The 16,177-nt window shown below is 71.3% G+C and carries 16 protein-coding genes and 1 tRNA gene; 11 read left to right on the top strand and 6 right to left on the bottom strand.

The features are described from left to right. The first annotated feature begins 21 nt into the window (after window positions 1–21). A complete protein-coding gene (locus AB8810_RS02650) occupies window positions 22–306 on the top strand; it encodes a hypothetical protein (protein WP_372530413.1) in 285 nt (94 codons plus the stop codon). Between the two features lie 193 nt (window positions 307–499). Here AB8810_RS02650 and AB8810_RS02645 read toward each other — a convergent pair. Then, window positions 500–576, bottom strand: a tRNA-Arg gene (locus AB8810_RS02645). Between the two features lie 266 nt (window positions 577–842). Between AB8810_RS02645 and ubiA the strand changes: the two genes are divergently transcribed. Continuing rightward, the gene (ubiA, locus tag AB8810_RS02640) at window positions 843–1,745 is read left to right on the top strand and encodes a 4-hydroxybenzoate octaprenyltransferase (RefSeq protein WP_369915496.1); all 903 of its coding nucleotides are present in this window, start codon (window positions 843–845) and stop codon (window positions 1,743–1,745) included. Window positions 1,746–2,206: 461 nt separating this feature from the next. Here ubiA and AB8810_RS02635 read toward each other — a convergent pair whose 3' ends face one another. After that, complete coding sequence (locus tag AB8810_RS02635) at window positions 2,207–2,716, bottom strand: preprotein translocase subunit SecD (protein WP_369915495.1); 510 nt, start codon at window positions 2,714–2,716, stop codon at window positions 2,207–2,209. Between the two features lie 374 nt (window positions 2,717–3,090). Then, entirely contained in the window at window positions 3,091–3,816 is a 726-nt protein-coding gene (locus tag AB8810_RS02630) for a ComF family protein (RefSeq protein WP_369915494.1), read from the bottom strand. A gap of 49 nt (window positions 3,817–3,865) precedes the next feature. On the opposite strand from AB8810_RS02630, the gene bioB reads away from it, so the two are divergent. The 7 genes from bioB to bioC all read left to right on the top strand — a co-directional run bounded on the left by bioB (window position 3,866) and on the right by bioC (window position 10,747). Continuing rightward, entirely contained in the window at window positions 3,866–4,918 is a 1,053-nt protein-coding gene (gene bioB / locus AB8810_RS02625; RefSeq protein WP_369915493.1) for a biotin synthase BioB, read from the top strand. Between the two features lie 120 nt (window positions 4,919–5,038). Beyond that, a complete protein-coding gene (gene bioF, locus AB8810_RS02620; protein WP_369915492.1) occupies window positions 5,039–6,244 on the top strand; it encodes an 8-amino-7-oxononanoate synthase in 1,206 nt (401 codons plus the stop codon). Window positions 6,245–6,268: 24 nt separating this feature from the next. Then, window positions 6,269–6,622, top strand: coding sequence for a hypothetical protein (locus AB8810_RS02615; RefSeq protein ID WP_369915491.1), 354 nt, complete (start codon window positions 6,269–6,271; stop codon window positions 6,620–6,622). 47 nt (window positions 6,623–6,669) lie between these two features. Continuing rightward, on the top strand, window positions 6,670–7,431 hold the full coding sequence (gene bioH / locus AB8810_RS02610; protein ID WP_369915490.1) for a pimeloyl-ACP methyl ester esterase BioH: 762 nt from the start codon (window positions 6,670–6,672) through the stop codon (window positions 7,429–7,431). 422 nt (window positions 7,432–7,853) lie between these two features. Further along, window positions 7,854–8,339: a hypothetical protein gene (locus tag AB8810_RS02605; protein WP_369915489.1), complete on the top strand. Its 486-nt coding sequence runs from the start codon at window positions 7,854–7,856 to the stop codon at window positions 8,337–8,339. Between the two features lie 334 nt (window positions 8,340–8,673). Beyond that, on the top strand, window positions 8,674–9,456 hold the full coding sequence (locus AB8810_RS02600) for an SDR family oxidoreductase (protein WP_369915488.1): 783 nt from the start codon (window positions 8,674–8,676) through the stop codon (window positions 9,454–9,456). Between the two features lie 400 nt (window positions 9,457–9,856). Then, entirely contained in the window at window positions 9,857–10,747 is an 891-nt protein-coding gene (gene bioC / locus AB8810_RS02595; RefSeq protein ID WP_179570925.1) for a malonyl-ACP O-methyltransferase BioC, read from the top strand. A 184-nt stretch (window positions 10,748–10,931) separates the two neighbouring features. Here the strand turns inward: bioC and AB8810_RS02590 are convergent, their stop codons facing one another. From AB8810_RS02590 to AB8810_RS02580, 3 genes are read right to left on the bottom strand one after another with little or no spacing between them, the layout of a single operon-like run. Next, window positions 10,932–11,360 carry a ketosteroid isomerase-related protein gene (locus tag AB8810_RS02590; protein WP_179570926.1) on the bottom strand — a complete coding sequence of 143 codons (429 nt, stop codon included), beginning with the start codon at window positions 11,358–11,360 and terminating at the stop codon, window positions 10,932–10,934. Between the two features lie 51 nt (window positions 11,361–11,411). Next, window positions 11,412–12,029: a YdcF family protein gene (locus AB8810_RS02585; RefSeq protein ID WP_179570927.1), complete on the bottom strand. Its 618-nt coding sequence runs from the start codon at window positions 12,027–12,029 to the stop codon at window positions 11,412–11,414. Beyond that, window positions 12,014–12,973, bottom strand: coding sequence for a pyridoxal-phosphate dependent enzyme (locus AB8810_RS02580; protein WP_206230605.1), 960 nt, complete (start codon window positions 12,971–12,973; stop codon window positions 12,014–12,016). The genes AB8810_RS02585 and AB8810_RS02580 overlap by 16 nt, the downstream gene beginning before the upstream one ends. A 165-nt stretch (window positions 12,974–13,138) precedes the next feature. Between AB8810_RS02580 and AB8810_RS02575 the strand changes: the two genes are divergently transcribed. Together AB8810_RS02575 and mnmG are read left to right on the top strand one after the other, a co-directional pair. Further along, on the top strand, window positions 13,139–13,693 hold the full coding sequence (locus AB8810_RS02575; protein WP_179570929.1) for a hypothetical protein: 555 nt from the start codon (window positions 13,139–13,141) through the stop codon (window positions 13,691–13,693). Window positions 13,694–14,193: 500 nt separating this feature from the next. Further along, window positions 14,194–16,083: a tRNA uridine-5-carboxymethylaminomethyl(34) synthesis enzyme MnmG gene (gene mnmG, locus AB8810_RS02570; RefSeq protein WP_369915487.1), complete on the top strand. Its 1,890-nt coding sequence runs from the start codon at window positions 14,194–14,196 to the stop codon at window positions 16,081–16,083. The last annotated feature ends 94 nt before the right edge of the window (window positions 16,084–16,177 follow it).

The following is a 16,177-nucleotide window of genomic DNA, read 5'->3' as shown; positions in this document are numbered from 1 at the left end:
GGAGCCCGCCCCACGACATTCATGGCGGCCTCGCTGACACGGGCACCGGAGAGGATGCGAAAGAGATGGCCCGCACTGGGCCGCCGCGAACGTGGAAACCGCGGCCGCGAGCGTCTCAGCGGCGGCGCCGGCACGAGGGAGGACGTCGTGTTGTGTGCGCCGCACGCGCTGGCGATGCAGCCCAGCGAAATCCAGCGCGGCATCCCGGTGAGCGGCGGCATCACGCGCCCAAGACCGCCGGTCGCCGCAATGCCGAAGGCGATGCAGGCCAGCGACGGAAGGAATTCCATGCGCGATGGACGATGATGCGGTGCGCGCGGAGAGACACGCAGTACGCGCCGGCGTTTCGACGCGGAGGGTGCCAGCGCGGCATCCCGAGCCGTACTAGTACGCGCAGCGGCGTCATACGCCGCAGGCCGTCGATCGCCGCAGCGCCGAAGGCGGTGTCCACCACCGGCAGGATTCGCGGTCGAAGAGGCCATGCAGGCTGGGGATGATGTGGTGCGCCCGGAGGGATTCGAACCCCCGACCAATGGCTTCGGAAGCCACTACTCTATCCGGCTGAGCTACGGGCGCAACGGACGCGCATTCTAACGGCAAACCGCGCGCCGCGTCTCCCCCATGCCCGATTGCCGCCACGGCCGGCCCGGCGGTCGCCGTACCCGCCGCCGCGCGGTGCGGCTTCCCCGAAGGCCGGCGTTCGGCGACGGCACATCGCGTGCGTGCAGCCAGTTCCTGCGCCTGGGTCTGCAGCCTGAAGCGGGTGCGCAGGCCGTCGCCGTCGCAGCGGCCACCGCGCGAGCGTGCTGCCGCCGGCCGGGCCCGGCTGCTACCCTTGCGCGATGGGTTACGAACGCTACGAAACGCCCGCCGCGCTGCCGCCGCGCGCGCGCCTGGGCCAGTACTGGAAACTGCTGCGCGGCGACCGTCCGATCGGCGCGCTGCTGCTGCTGTGGCCGACCTGGTGGGCGCTGTGGCTGGCCGCCGACGGGGTGCCGCCGCTGTGGACGCTGTTCGTGTTCACCGCCGGGGTCTGGCTGACCCGCTCGGCCGGCTGCGTCATCAACGACTACGCCGACCGCTGGCTGGACCCGCAGGTCGAGCGCACCCGCAGCCGGCCGCTGGCCACCGGCGCGGTCAGCGGCCGCGAGGCGCTGGCGGTGTTCGCGCTGCTGATGCTCGTCGCCTTCGCGCTGGTGCTGACGATGAACGCGCTGACCATCGGCCTGAGCGTGGTCGGGCTGTTCCTGGCCGCCAGCTATCCCTATCTGAAGCGCTACACCTACCTGCCGCAGGTCTATCTGGGCATGGCCTTCGGCTGGGGCATCCCGATGGCGTTCGCGGCGATCCGCGGCGAGGTGCCGGCGCTGGGCTGGCTGCTGTACGCGGCCAACATCCTGTGGGCCACCGCCTACGACACCTGGTACGCGATGGTGGACCGCGAGGACGACCTGCGCGCCGGCTCCAAGTCCACTGCGATCCTGTTCGGCGACCTGGACCTGGTCGCGCAGGGCATCCTGTACGCGCTGACGTTCGTCGCGCTGGGCTTCGTCGGCACCCGCGGCGCGCTGGGGATCTGGTACTGGGTGGGCTTGGGCGTGGCCGCGTTGCTGGTCGCCTACGAATTCCGCATCGCGCGAACCCGCGAACGCGCCCCCTGCTTCCGTGCCTTCATGCATAACAACTGGGTCGGCCTGGCGGTCTTCGCCGGCATCGTCGCGGCGTTGGCGCTGCGCGCGGGGTAAACCGCGGCGAGTCGCCGCGCAGTGGCGGCTGCCCCGACGATGTCGTGAGGAACCAGGCGGCGCTCCTGGCCGCTGACGGCAATACCGCAGGGCACTTCGTCCCGTCGTTGCCGGTAATAAAGCGTCGGGACTGAGTCCCTCCCACAAAACCGTCGATCGACTCCTGCAGGAGCGGCGTCAGCCGCGACGCCGTTTCCACGGCCGGTGCCGGGAAGGACTTCGATCACGACACGCATGACCGGCAAAATCCGCCTCCCACCTGCTGGATCGGCATGTCCCCTCCCCGACCTGGGCCGAAGGCGCAATCGGGGGAAAGAGCGTTGGCGCGCTCCGCTTCGAAGCAGCGACATCGCGCTACGCTAGCGGAACAAGACAGCAGCGCGCGGCTCGAACAGGCGCGCGATGCGGTGCAAGCCCGCCATGGCGAACACGGCGGCCCATCCCGATCGCGCCAGCCAGCGCTACGGCTTCCCGTCTTCCGTCGGCGCATGCGTCAGCAGCGCGAACGCCCGCTGCTGTTCCTGCGCATCCTGCAGACCGCTGATGCGCAGCCTGTCGCCGGGGAGCGGCGCCATCACCGTCGCCACGGTGAGCACCTGGCCGTCGGCCAGCAGTGCGATCGGCTTGCCGATGTTCTGCTCCGTCGCCCGGGTCAGGCGATCGTCGTGACCCGAGAAACGCAGATCGAGGGCCGGCTTGCCATCGTCGCCGTCCACGCGCGCCACCGTCGCGGCGCCATCGACGGCCAACAACGGCTGCGGCGCCAGATACACCGGCCGTCCCTGGTACGCGGCCTCGGTATAGCCGGCGCTGGGCGCATTGCTGGCCAGGCGCCATTCGATCTTCGCCTTCACCGCACTCGCGTCCGCACTCGCGCCGGCGCCATCGGGCGACGGGGCGTAGCTGCATCCGCTCATGCCGAACACGCACAACGCCAACGACAGTCCCAGAGTTCTCCAACGCATCGCCATCTCCCGCCGTTCGTTTGGCGACATCATAGAAGAACCGGCCGTTGCGGCCTGTCGCAGACCGCTGCCCCAGCCGCGTCACGCAGAAGAACGTGCCATGCATCGCGCTGCGGAACCCGTCCGCCAGCGGCCGATTGCGTCGGGTCGTGGCGTCTGCACCGCACGACGAAGCGTAACGCTCGCCCCCCATCAGGCACGCCCTCGCTGCCGTTGCGCGGTCCACAGGCAACCACAGCAGCAACCGCTCCCTGCGTGCATGACAGATCACGCGACCACGGTCCGCAGCAGACACGCATCCCCACATGACCTGCCACGCCTTTGCCGTCGCAGGGCCAATCACCGCTGCGGCACGAAAGCCACCAACGCGCTCACGACACTCACGGCACCCGCGCCATCACCCATGCATCGACCCGCGCCACGCCGGCGCGGCGCAGCGCCTCTGCCGCGGCATGCAGGGTCGCGCCGGTGGTCATCACGTCGTCGATCAGCGCCACGTGCGGCGGCAGCGGCGCCTGCACCGCGAACGCATGGCGCAGGTTGCGGCGCCGCGCCTGCGCATCGAGTTCGGACTGCGGCGCCGTCGCGCGCACGCGCTGCAGGCCGGCGCACAGCGGCAGGCGCAGCGCGCGCGCCAGCGGCCGCGCCAGTTCCAGCGCCTGGTCGTAGCCGCGCTGGCGCAACCGCGCGGAATGCAGCGGCACCGGCAGCACCGCCTGCGGGCGCGGCAAGCCGGCGCAGCGCGCCTGCAGCAACGCCGCCAGCAGGCGCCCGGCGGCCAGGTCCTGGTGGAACTTGAAACGGCGCAACAGCCCGTCCACCGGCGCGGCGTAGACGCAGGCGCTGGCGACCAGGGCCAGCGGCGGCGGTTTGCGTTGGCAGCTGCCGCACAGCTGGTCCGCGTCCAGCGCGGGCAGCGGCAGCGCGCACATCTGGCAGGCGCTGGCATTCCAGGGCAGCGCGTCGCGGCAGGCCCGGCACAGGTCCAGGCCGGCGGCGCCGGGTTCGCTACACACCAGGCAGCGCTCCGGCAGCACCCAGCGCTGCAGCCGCCGCCAGCAGTCGTCAACTCGACCAGACCCATTGAAGTTGACAGGGATATCCATGCTCACCAGACTGCCCGCTTTCCCAGCCGCTTACCGTCAGGAAACCCCCATGTCCGCTGTCGTCCGACACGACTGGCAACGCCAGGAACTGCTCGCCCTGTTCGATCTGCCGTTCCCGGAGCTGCTGCACCGCGCCGCCGCGGTGCATCGCGAACACTTCGATCCGGCGCAGGTGCAGGTCTCCACGCTGCTGTCGGTGAAGACCGGCGGTTGCCCGGAGGATTGCGCGTACTGCCCGCAGGCGCAGCGCTACGACACCGGGGTGGACGCGCAGAAGCTGATGAGCACCGAGGCGGTGCTGGAGAAGGCGCGCCAGGCCAAGGCCGCCGGCGCGTCGCGGTTCTGCATGGGCGCGGCGTGGCGCTCGCCGAAGGACCGCGACATCCCCAAGGTCGCGGCGATGATCCGCGAAGTGAAGGCGCTGGGCCTGGAGACCTGCGCCACCCTGGGCATGCTCGACGGGCGCCAGGCGCAGGCACTGAAGTCGGCAGGGCTGGACTACTACAACCACAATCTGGACACCGCGCCGGACTTCTACGACACGATCGTCCACACCCGCCAGTACCAGGACCGCCTGGACACGCTGGCCCACGTGCGCGATGCCGGCATGAAGACCTGCTGCGGCGGCATCGTCGGCATGGGCGAATCGCGCGAGCAGCGCGCCGGCCTGCTGCAGGCGCTGGCCAACCTGCCGGTGCACCCGGACTCGGTGCCGATCAACCGCCTGGTGCAGGTCGCCGGCACCCCGCTGCACGGCACGGTCGAACTGGATCCGTTCGAGTTCGTGCGCACCATCGCCGTGGCCCGCATCGCGATGCCGCAGGCGATGGTGCGGCTGTCGGCCGGCCGCGAGAGCATGAGCGACGAACTGCAGGCGCTGTGTTTCTGCGCCGGCGCCAACTCGATCTTCTACGGCGAAAAACTGCTGACCACCGGCAACCCGGACACCGCACGCGACCAGGCGCTGTTCTCGCGCCTGGGGCTGAAGCCGATGCAGGTGCAGGTGGACGCCGATGCGCACGACCATCCCGGTACCGTGCATGCGGACATCACCGCACCGGCAGCGGACAGGCCGGCGATCGCCGCGGCGCTGGTGGTCTGACGCCAGCGCGCCGCGCCGGCGCGCGCGCGTCCATCCGCCGATCCGGCCGTCCATCGCCGGCGGCGCCCGGCCCGGCCGGGGACGCGCTACGCTAGCGAGCCACCCCATGCCCCGCCGCCCATGGCCCGCCCCGATCTGCACGACCGCATCCAGTCCTTGCGCAAGCTGCGCGAGGCGCAGGGCCGCATCCGCGTGCGCCGCAGCGTGGGCCGCCGCGACGGCGTCCGCCTGGAGCTGGACGGGCGCTGGCTGACCGGCTTCTGCAGCAACGACTACCTGGGCCTGGCGCAGCAGTTCGAAGTGCTCGCCGCGCTGCAGGACGCGGCCGCGCGCGAGGGCGTCGGCGCCACCGCCTCGCACCTGGTCTGCGGCCACCATGCGCTGCACGAGAGCCTGGAGCGCGAGGTCGCCGACTGGCTCGGCTATCCGCGCGCGCTGCTGTTCGGCAGCGGCTTCCTCGCCAACCTGGCGGTGCAGCAGGCGCTGCTGAGCGAAGAAGAAGACGTGTGCGTGCAGGACCGGCTCAACCACGCCAGCCTGCTCGACGCCACCCGCCTCGCCGGCTGCCGCCTGCGCCGCTATCCGCACCTGGATACCGAAGGCGCGATGCGCCAGCTCAAGCACGCCGCCGACGGCGCCGCGATGCTGGCCACCGATGGCGTGTTCAGCATGGATGGCGATATCGCCCCGCTGCGCTCGCTGACCCTGGTGGCGCGCATGCAGCAGGCGCTGATGTACGTGGACGATGCGCACGGCGTCGGCGTGGTCGGCCCGCATGGCCGCGGCTGCGTGGCCGAGGCCGGGCTGGGCGTGGACGATGTGCCGCTGCAGCTGGTGACCCTGGGCAAGGCGCTGGGCGGCTACGGCGCGCTGGTGGTCGGCAACGAGGCACTGATCCGGCATCTGGCCGAAACTGCGCGCCCCTACCTGTACACCACCGCGCTGCCGCCGGCGCAGGCCGCCGCCTCGCTGGCCGCGGTGAAACTGGCGCGGCGCGACCAGTGGCGGCGCGAGCGCCTGGCCGAGACCATCGCCGCGTTCCGCGGCGGCGCGCGCCGCCATGGCCTGGAACTGATGGCCTCGGATACGCCGATCCAGCCGCTGCTGTGCGGCGACGAGGCCAGCGCGCTGGCGCTGTCGGCGGCGCTGGAACAGGCCGGCTTCCTGGTCTCCGCGATCCGCCCGCCGACCGTGCCCGAAGGCAAGTCGCGGCTGCGGGTCACGCTGTCGGCGTTGCACACGCCGGCGCAGGTGCAGGCGCTGCTGGACGCGCTGGCGCTGGCGCGCGACCGCCTGGCCGCGCACCCGGTCGGCCTGCCGGCATGAGCGGGCCGATGTGAGCGGCACGCCGTGAACGACGGCGACCTCGCGGCGCGCCGCGAGGTATGGGCCGCGCTGTCCGAGCTGTACCTGGACGACGACGTCGCCACGCGGCATGCGCACGTCGCCGCCGTGCTCGCGGCCTCGCCGTACGCACCGCAGACGCTGCAGCGCATGCTGCTGCACGACGTGCATCCACGCCTGGCGCCGAACCTGCTGAGCGTGGCCGGGGTCTGGCAAGGCTTCGACGCCGCCTGGCTGAGCGCGGCGATCCAGCGCGGCGAAGGCGTGCAGCGCTGGCCAGCCTGGCGCACCCGCGCCTACCCGCGCGAACAATGGCGCTTGCTGTTGCCGCGGCTGCTGGCGTTGCGCGCGCAACGCTGAGCGCGGCGTTCCCCGATTCTCTTTTCCCATTCGGCACACGATCGACGATGCACATCGAAACCCTGGGGCACGGCCCCGATCTGGTCCTGATCCACGGCTGGGCGCTGCACGGCGGCATCTTCGCGCCCTTGGTCGAGCGCCTGTCGACGCAGTTCCGCATGCACCTGGTGGACCTGCCCGGACATGGCCACAGCCGCGGCGACGACACGCCGCTGGCGCTGCCGCACGTGGTCAGCGCGATCGCCGCGGCCACGCCGCCGGCGGCATGGCTGGGCTGGTCGCTGGGCGGGCTGTTCGCGCTGCATGCCGCGGCGACCCAGCCGCAGGTGCGCGGCCTGGCGATGCTCGCGGCGACGCCGCGGTTCGTGCGCGGCGGCGACTGGCCGCATGCGGTGGAACCGCAGGTGTTCGCGCAGTTCGGCCGCGACCTGGCCGAGGACTACCGCGGCACGCTGGACCGCTTCCTGGCGCTGGACACGCTGGGTTCGGCGCATGCGCGCAGCGAATTGCGCACGCTGCGCGAGACCCTGAGCGCGCGCGGCGAACCCGATGCGCAGGCGCTGCAGGATGGGCTGGCGCTGCTCGAGCGCAGCGACCTGCGCCGTGCATTGCCGGGCCTGCGCGTGCCCAGCCTGTGGATCAGCGGCCAGCGCGACCGGCTGGTTTCGCCCGCCGGCATGGACGACGCCGCAGCGCTGACGCAGCATGCGCGGACGTTGCACATCGCCGGCGGCGGCCACGCTCCGTTCCTCGGCCATGCCGACGACGTCGCCATGGCGCTGAGCGAGTTCCTTGCCGCCTTGCCGTAAGGACTACGCCCCCCGGCACTGGCCGCTGGCGAACGATGCGGCAGCCACCTGACATACCTTCGCATGATGACTGCGCCATCCGAAGCGCAGCCATCGGGACCCCGCGCAGCCGCAGCTCCCCGACCCCGGCGCGCAGAGATGCTGGATCTGCACGGCAAACCTCCCCATGGCGCCGCCGATGCGCAGCCGAACGCGGATTCAGCGTCGCCAGGCGCTGCGCCAGCGAAGCGTCCGCACTCCAGTGCATCAAGACACCCGCCGTTGCGTGCACTACCCACTGCGACCGCGCGCCCGAGCGCATGCAGATCCGCAGGTGGTTTGGAACACCGCGCATGTCATGATCAAAGGCGGCAACGCGATGCCGACACAGGACAACGAGGCGGAACGCGGTCTGAGATTTCCGGCAACAGGAGAGCGACACGATGGTATCGATGCTCGGCAGAATCATCAGGATGTTCGGGCTCCTGGTCGCGGCAAGCGCCAGCATGCCCGCCATGTCGTCGCCTCCGGCGGCGCCTTGCCGGTTCGAGGCGCCCGCGGACCTGGACGCCGCCCCCGCCCGATGGCTCGGCGGTTGCCGACATGGAGCCGCCGACGGGCTCGGCATAGTCAGGGCCGGGACCGCCGAGCCGTATGCCTTCTTCGCGGGACGGATGCAGGAGGGCCGCCCGGCCGAGGGCCTGCTCATGCTGCACGAGGGGGGATTGATGGTAGCCGTTCGCTTCGATGCGGCCTTGCGTGTCGTGAGCAGCGACGGCCTCCGGCCAAACGAGGACGACCGCGTGTTCGCGCAAGCGCGAGCGGCTGCGCTCGAAACCGCCGCGCGCTTGCGCCAAGAGGGAAACCAGGCGTCTGCCGCCTACTACGCCGCTCTGGCGCAGCGGATCACGGAGAGCCGTCCGGAATGAACGACCGCGACCGGGCCCTCAGCGTCGCCACCCGATGCGGGGCCAGGGCAAGGTCCTCACCAGGCCGATGATCCTCGGCGTTCGATTGCCCGAGTCCGCCAAGAGCCGCTCCACCGGATCGGCAGCCTCCAGCACCCGACCGGAGACCCCGCCTCGCGTTGCCGCATCTGCGTACGAATACTGGCGTTCGCAAAACGGCTCGCGGCATCGCGCTCGTGGATCGTTCTCGCTGGGCGCCCGCACAACGCACGCAAACAACCGTCGAGGCGGCGCGTGGCTGGCCGCCGCGACGGCGATGGACGATCATCGCGGTTTCGACGAGCGGAGCGAACGCATGGATCTGGGCATCGCCGGCAGATGGGCGCTGGTCTGCGCCGCGAGCAAGGGCCTGGGCCTGGGGTGCGCGCGGGCGCTGGCCGGCGAAGGCGTCAACGTGGTGATCGTGGCGCGCGGCCAGGCCGCACTGGATGCGGCGGCGGACGGCCTGCGCGCGCTGCCCGGCGCCGGCGCGGTGATCGCGGTGGCCGCCGACATCGCCACCGAGGCCGGACGCGCCGCCGCACTGGCGGCATGCCCGCAGGTCGACATCCTGGTCAACAACGCCGGCGGCCCGCCGCCGGGCGACTTCCGCGACTGGGAGCGCGAAGACTGGCTGCGCGCGCTGGACGCCAACATGCTGGCGCCGATCGCGCTGATCCGTGCCACCGTCGATGCGATGCAGGCGCGCGGCTTCGGCCGCATCGTCAACATCACCTCGGCAGCGGTGAAGGCGCCGATCGACAGCCTGGGCCTGTCCAACGGCGCGCGCGCCGGCCTGACCGGCTTCGTCGCCGGGCTGGCACGGCGCACCGTCGCGCACAACGTCACCATCAACAATCTGCTGCCCGGCCAGTTCGACACCGACCGGCTGCGCGGCAACTTCGCCCATGCCGCGCAGCGCAGCGGCACCGACGTGGAGACAGTGGCGGCGCAGAAGCGCGGGCAGATCCCGGCGGGGCGTTTCGGCACGGCGGAGGAATTCGGCGCGGCCTGCGCATTCCTGTGCAGCGCGCAGGCCGGCTACCTCAGCGGGCAGAACCTGTTGCTCGATGGCGGGGCCTATCCGGGGACGTTCTGAAAAGCCGGGAGTGGGGATTCGGGAGTGGGGATGGGGGACTGCGCGCGGCGGCTTCCGGTGTTTGCCGTTTGTAGTGCGGATGAGTTCGGTGCGGCCTGCGCGCCTGCGTGCAATGCACAGGCCATTGCGTCAGTGGGCAGATCCTGTTGCTTGGTGCGCGGCCCATCCTGGAAAGGGACAGGGTTCGAGACGGAGTGAATGGCTGCATGCGGTCCGCGCGGTGTCCGCTGATGCGCTCGGACTGATGCGCGATGGCGATGGGAATTGAGGAATGGAGAGACGGGAATGGTCAAGCCAGGCGACCGCCTCGCCTCCGCAGCCGCTTCGATTCCCCACTCCCGATTCCCCATTCCCGGCTTTTCGCTGGCCGCTGCGCGCCGCGGCCGGCGATAATGCGCCGATGGATCCTTCTTCGTTCGATGCCAACCACATCCGCCGCGCGTTCTCGCGCGCGGCCGCCAGCTACGATGCCGCCGCCGCCCTGCAGCACGAGGTCGAGAAGCGCCTGCTGGAATCGCTGGACTATCTCGGCGACCGCGTGCCGCAGGTGGTGCTGGACGTGGGCAGCGGCCCCGCGCACGCCGCGGCGACGATGAAGAAGCGCTGGCCGCGCGCGCAGGTGATCGCGCTCGACCAGGCGCTGCCGATGCTGCAGCAGGCCAAGCGCCAGGCCGGCTGGTGGAAGCCGTTCGGCCGCGTCTGCGCCGACGCGCGCGCGCTGCCGCTGGCCGAGCACAGCGTGGATGTGATCTTCAGCAACCTGTGCCTGCAGTGGGTCGAGGACCTGCCGGCGGTGTTCGCCGGTTTCCGCCGCGTGCTCAAGCCCGGCGGCCTGCTGCTGTGCTCCAGCTTCGGCCCGGACACGCTGGTGGAACTGCGCGAGGCGTTCGCGCACGCCGACCGCGAGGCGCCGCACGTGAGCCGCTTCGCGCCGATCGCGCAGTTCGGCGATGCGCTGATGCTGTCCGGCTTCCGCGACCCGGTGCTGGACCGCGACCTGTTCACCCTCACCTATCCCGACCTGGCCGCACTGATGCGCGAATTGCGCGCGATCGGCGCGACCAACGCGCTGCACGCGCGCCGCCACACGCTGACCGGACGCGGCCGTTTCGCCGCCGCCAGCGCCGCCTACGAGCCGCTGCGCAACGCCGACGGCACGCTGCCGAGCAGTTGGGAAGTGATCTATGCGCACGCCTGGGCGCCGCCGCCGGGCGCGCCGATCCGCGAGGGCGGCAGCGAGATCGCCGCGGTGCCGGTGTCGGCGATCCCGATCCGTCGCCGCGGCGATTGAGGCACGCGCTTCGCTCCGGGAATCGGGAATCGGGAATCGGGAATCGCAAGAGCCCAGAACCGGATGCACTACCTGTAGGAGCGGCTTCAGCCGCGACAGGCGTTACCGTTAATGCCTGTCGCGGCTGAAGCCGCTCCTACACGACAGCCCGGCCGGCCGTATACGCGCTCCTGCGTGCGACTACTCAGGCCGACACCTGGTCGATCCAGTCCTGCAGGTTGTAGTAGTTGCTGACCCGGGCGATCTTGCCGTCGCGGATGTCGAAGAACGCCCCGCCCGGCAGCACGTAGGTCTGCCCGCGCGCCGGCGGCAGGCCTTCGTCGGTGTGATGGTATTCGCCGTGCACCACGTACTCGGCGGCGGCGCGGCGGCCGTCCTGCCCGCCCAGCACCACGATGTCGCGCAGCTGTTCACGGTAGCTGGCGTTCATCCGCTGCAGGAACGCGGCGAAGGTGTCCTTGCCGGTCTCGCGCGCGCCCTGGTTGAGGTCGTGCGCCACGTCGTCGGTCAGCTTGTCGAGCATCGCCGCCCAGTCGCCGCGGTTGAACGCGTCGTAATAGGACAGCACCAGTTCGATGGCGCGGTCCTGCTCGCGGGTTCCGTCGATCTTCATCGCCACCACCTCATGCCATGCGGGCGCCCATGATACGGCGGCCGGGCCCGCTCAGGCGCCCGGCACCAGCAGGTCGCGGTGAAAGAAGTAGACCTCCTGCAGCAGGAAGCGCCAGCGGGTCTGGAAGCTGCGGAAGCGGGTGCTCGGGGTCGAGGACGCCAGCGCGTCGATCTGCAGCTCGCGGCACAGGCGCAGCGCCCGCGCCATGTGCAGCGGATCGCTGACGACGATCGCCCGGTGCAGGCCGTGGCTGCGCATCAGCCCGCGCGCCTCGAGCAGGTTCTGGCGGGTGGTGCGCGAGACGGTCTCGATCAGGATCGCGTCGGCCGGCACGTCGTGGCGCAGCGCGTAGCGGCGCGCCACCTGCGATTCGGCGAAACGCGCGCCGTTGCCGCCGAAGCCGCCGGTGAAGATCAGGGTCGGCGCATAGCCGCGCTGGTACAGGTCCAGGCCGTGGCGGATGCGTTCCTCGAACACCGGCGAGGGCTTGGCGTCGTAGGCGGCCGCGCCGAGCACGATGATCGCGTCGGCCGGCGCCGCCTGGTCGCGGTCGCCGACCCAGACGATGTAGATCGCCACGCCCAGCAGCCACAGGCCCAGCACCGCGGCCAGCCGACCGAGCCAGCCCAGCCAGCCGCGCCGCCGCCGCGGCTTCAAGCCGCGCCCCACGGCAGGGTGTCGAGGTCGACGTTGCCGCCGGACAGGATCAGCCCGACCCGGCGCCCGGCGAAGCGCTCCGGCTGCGCCAGCACCGCCGCCAGCGCGATCGCCGACGAGGGTTCCACCACCTGCTTGAGCACCTGCCACAGCAGCCGCATCGCCGCCACGGTGGCGGCGTCCTCGACCACGATCGTCTCCGCCTGGCCATGCAGCAGCGCGAAGTTGGGCGCGCCGAGAGTGCCGCGCAGGCCGTCGCAGACCGTGTCCGGAACGAAGTCCACGCGCAGCGCGCCGGCCGCCAGCGAGCGCGCGGTGTCGGCGGCGCCGGCCGGCTCGGCCAGCAGCAGGCGTGCCTGCGGCGCCAGCGCCGACAGCGCCAGGCGGCTGCCGGCGGCCAGGCCGCCGCCGCCGACCGGCACCACCAGCAGGTCGAGCGGGCCGCTGGCGCCGAGCAATTCCAGGGTCGCGGTGCCCTGGCCGGCGATCACCGCCGGATCGGTATACGGATGCACCAGGGTCGCGCCGGTCTGCTGCTGCACCTGCGCGCACATCGCCTCGCGCGCGGCGATGCCGGCTTCGCAGCGCCACAGGGTGGCGCCGTCGCGGGCGATGTTGGCCAGCTTGGCCGCCACCGCGCCCTCCGGCACCACCACGTGGCAGCCGATGCCGCGGCTACGCGCGGCCTGCGCCAGGGCCGCACCGTGGTTGCCCGAGGAATGGGTGACCACGCCGCGCGCGGCCTGGGCCTCGCTCAGCGCCCACACCGCATTGCAGGCGCCGCGGAACTTGAACGCGCCGCTGCGCTGCAGGTGCTCGGCCTTGAAGAACAGCGTCGCGCCGGTCGACGCGTCCAGCGCCCGCGAGCGCAGGACCGGCGTCACCTGGGCATGCGGCGCGATCCGCGCGGCGGCGGCGGTCACATCCGCGAAAACGGGCAGTGAAGATGAGAACATGCGTGAAAGGTTAGCGTATCGTCCCAAGTTCGCGGTGTCGCGGGCTGCCAAGGCAATGCAGCCGTTGCACGCGACTTAAGCGTTCAATCAACGACGAAGCGGGTTAAGGGGGCATTCAATGCAACACGCCGAACCTGTCGGTCAGCCTCAGGGAGAGGATTCGCCATGAACATGCGCCTGATCTTGGCCGCTGGATTGCTGGCCACGCTGAGCGGCTGCGCCACCTACGACTACGCCGACAGCGGTGGCGGCTATTACCGCGGCGCCCCCTCGGTCGAATACCGCTATCCGGACGGCTACTCCGACGGCTACTACGCGCCTTACGGTGCCGTGCCCTATGGCTATGGCGCCGGCTATTACGGCTATGGCTACTACGGCTACGGCGGCCCTTACTACTACCGCGACTACTACGGTCCGCCGCGGCACCGTCCGCCGCCGCGCCCGCGGCCCGACGACAACGGCCGCCCGCCGGACCGTCCGCCGCCGGTCATCGGCGGTGGCGGCGGCCGGGTCAAGTCGCCGTGGCGCGACCTGGACCGGCTGCGCCGTCCCGATGCCGCCAACGCCGGCCCACGCCCCCAGGCGATGCAGCCGCGTCCGCAGTCGATGCAGCCACGTCCGGCCAGCGCGCCGCGGCCGGCCGCCCAGCCGCGTCCGGCCGCGCCCCGGCCTGGCAATCTGGGTCGTAGCAATGGGACGAAGCGCACACTAGAGCCCTAAGAAAAGGCTTGATTTCACGCGGGCACAAGACGCACTCTACGTCGTACGGGGTGACCGCCTGCGTCGCTTTATGACCCGAAGCGATCGCCCCACCGTCTATGTCGATGTCCGACAGGGAAATCTGGATCCCCCCTGTTCCGGCCCTGTCGGGCGTCGGCGCCTAAAACGAAAAGCCCCGGTTCGCCGGGGCTTTTCGCGTTCGGGCCTTGCGGTTGCTGGCATCGGACCCGAATCGCAGGCATAAAAAAGGGCCGGCAGTCCCCCGACTACCGGCCCCCAGCTCCCCCAACGTGCGCGTGACTGGCCCCTGTTCCAATTCCAGTCGTACGCCCCTGACGCAATGCCACGTTGGGTGCAGTAGGGATATCTGCAGACTACGTGCCAACTTTAGGGCCGAATCCGTAAACTGTGATGCGAACTCCAAAAATTCCGTTTTCCGGCGCGCGCCGTCCCGCGCACGCCCCCATCCCGGTCCGCGCGACCGGGCGGACGAATAGCCGATGAGCGATTCCTTCTACCGCTACGACGTCATCGTGATCGGCGGCGGCCATGCCGGCACCGAAGCGGCGCTGGCCTCCGCGCGCGCTGGCGCGCGCACCCTGCTGCTGACCCACAACGTGGAGACGGTGGGCGCGATGAGCTGCAACCCGGCCATCGGCGGCATCGGCAAGGGCCACCTGGTCAAGGAGATCGATGCGCTGGGCGGGGCGATGGCGCATGCCGCCGACCTGGCCGGCATCCAGTGGCGCACGCTCAATGCCTCCAAGGGCCCGGCGGTGCGCGCCACCCGCTGCCAGGCCGACCGCAACCTGTATCGCGGCGCGGTCCGGCGCCTGGTCGAGGCGCAGCCCGACCTGACCCTGTTCCAGGCCGCGGTGGACGCGCTAATCGTGGAGGGCGAGCGCGTGCGCGGCGCCGTCACCCAGACCGGCCTGCGCTTCGAGGCGGCGGCGGTGGTGCTGACCGCCGGTACCTTCCTGGCCGGCAAGATCCACATCGGCCAGACCCAGTACGCCGGCGGCCGCGCCGGCGACCCGCCGGCCACCGCACTGGCGCAGACGCTGCGCGACGGCCGCTTCGGCGTGGACCGGCTCAAGACCGGTACCCCGCCGCGCATCGACGGGCGCAGCCTGGACTACGCGGCGATGGAGGAGCAGCCCGGCGACGATCCGCTGCCGGTGATGTCGTTCATGGGCGAGCTCGCCCAGCATCCGCGCCAGGTCTCGTGCTGGATCACCCATACCACCGAGCGCACCCATGACATCATCCGCGGCGCGCTGGACCGCTCGCCGCTGTACACCGGCCAGATCGAGGGCATCGGCCCGCGCTACTGCCCGTCGATCGAGGACAAGGTGGTGCGCTTCGCCGAGAAGGCCAGCCACCAGATCTTCGTCGAGCCGGAAGGCCTGGACGTGGCCGAGATCTATCCCAACGGCATCTCCACCTCGCTGCCGTTCGACGTGCAGCTGGAGCTGGTGCGCTCGATCCGCGGCTTCGAGCGCGCGCACATCACCCGTCCCGGCTACGCGATCGAATACGACTTCTTCGACCCGCGCGGGCTGAAGGCCTCGCTGGAGACCAAGGCGATGCCCGGGCTGTTCTTCGCCGGCCAGATCAACGGCACCACCGGCTACGAGGAAGCCGCCGCGCAGGGCCTGATCGCCGGGCTCAATGCGGCGCGCCAGGTGCGCGGACTGGCGCCGTGGTCGCCGCGCCGCGACCAGGCCTACATCGGCGTGCTGATCGACGACCTGATCACCCACGGCACCACCGAGCCGTACCGCATGTTCACCAGCCGCGCCGAATACCGGCTGCAGCTGCGCGAGGACAACGCCGATGCGCGCCTGACCGGCATCGGCCACGACCTGGGCCTGGTCGGCGAGGCGCGCTGGGCGCGCTTCCAGGCCAAGCAGGAGGCGGTGGCGCGGGAGAACGAGCGGCTACGCGCGCTGTGGGCCACGCCCGGCAATGCGCTGGGCCGCGAGGTCGCCGCGACGCTGGGCGTGGCGGTGAGCCGCGAGACCACCGTGCTCGACCTGATCAAGCGCCCGGAACTGGACTACGCCGCGCTGATGCGGGTGCCGTCGCTGGGCCCGGGCGTGGACGACGCGCAGGTCGCCGAGCAGGTCGAGATCGGCATCAAGTACGCCGGCTACCTGGACCGCCAGCGCGACGAGATCGCGCGCCAGCAGCGCCACGAAGACACGCCGATCGCCGAGGCGTTCGACTACGCGCAGGTGCGCGGGCTGTCGGCCGAGGTACAGCAGAAGCTGCAGCGCGTGCGCCCGCAGACCGTGGGCCAGGCGCAGCGCATTCCCGGCATGACCCCGGCGGCGATCTCGCTGCTGCTGGTGCACCTGGAGCGTGCGCGGCGCAGCCGGGTGGCGTAAGCGGCGGCGGCGTGCAGGATGCAGTGCAGCGGCTGCCGGGCTAGGCCGGCAGCCGCAAATTGATGAGCGCAATGGCTCCTGATGGGGTATCGCC

Source organism: Xanthomonas sp. NCPPB 3005, from assembly GCF_041228095.2.
GTDB classification, from domain to species: domain Bacteria; phylum Pseudomonadota; class Gammaproteobacteria; order Xanthomonadales; family Xanthomonadaceae; genus Xanthomonas_A; species Xanthomonas_A bonasiae.
This window is presented reverse-complemented; position numbering and strand designations above follow the sequence as displayed.